Origin of the sequence: Tepidimonas fonticaldi, from assembly GCF_001675355.1 — a bacterium.
Taxonomy (GTDB): Bacteria; Pseudomonadota; Gammaproteobacteria; order Burkholderiales; family Burkholderiaceae_C; genus Tepidimonas; species Tepidimonas fonticaldi.
In genome coordinates this window covers 1-849 of sequence record NZ_LZDH01000010.1, presented here as the reverse complement: position 1 = coordinate 849, position 849 = coordinate 1, and the positions used below count along the sequence as shown (strand labels likewise).

1 protein-coding gene is annotated in these 849 nt (G+C 64.9%); it reads right to left on the bottom strand.

Annotated features, from left to right (window positions below; translation table 11 throughout):
- Window positions 1-849 (bottom strand): elongation factor Tu (gene tuf, locus A9O67_RS01820; RefSeq protein WP_068606821.1); only part of this gene is annotated, 849 nt, incomplete at both ends.

Below are 849 nucleotides of genomic sequence, written 5' to 3'. Positions count from 1 at the left end.
GGTGGTGCGGAAGTAGAACTGCGGACGGTAGTTGTTGAAGAACGGGGTGTGGCGGCCGCCTTCTTCCTTGGACAGCACGTACACCTCGCCGGTGAAGTGGGTGTGCGGCGTGATGGAGCCGGGCTTGGCCAGCACTTGGCCGCGCTCGACTTCCTCGCGCTTGGTGCCGCGCAGCAGAATGCCGACGTTGTCGCCCGCCTGGCCCTGGTCGAGCAGCTTGCGGAACATTTCCACGCCGGTGCAGGTGGTCTTGGCGGTGGGGCGGATGCCGACGATTTCGACTTCGTCACCGACTTTGATGATGCCGCGCTCGATACGGCCGGTCACGACGGTGCCGCGGCCGGAGATGGAGAAGACGTCTTCCACGGGCATCAGGAAGGCGCCGTCGATGGCGCGCTCGGGCGTGGGGATGTAGCTGTCCAGCGCTTCGGCCAGCTTCATGATGGCGCCTTCGCCCAGCTCGCCCTTGTCGCCTTCGAGCGCCTTGAGCGCGGAGCCCTTGATGATGGGGATGTCATCACCAGGGAAGTCGTACTTGGAGAGCAGCTCGCGCACTTCCATCTCGACGAGTTCGAGCAGCTCGGCATCGTCCACCATGTCGCACTTGTTCATGAAGACGATGATGTAGGGCACGCCCACCTGGCGCGCCAGCAGGATGTGCTCGCGGGTCTGGGGCATGGGGCCGTCGGCAGCGGAGACCACCAGGATCGCGCCATCCATCTGGGCCGCACCGGTGATCATGTTCTTGACGTAGTCGGCGTGGCCCGGGCAGTCGACGTGCGCGTAGTGGCGGTTGGCCGTCTCGTACTCGACGTGCGCGGTGTTGATCGTGATGCCGCGCGCCTTTTT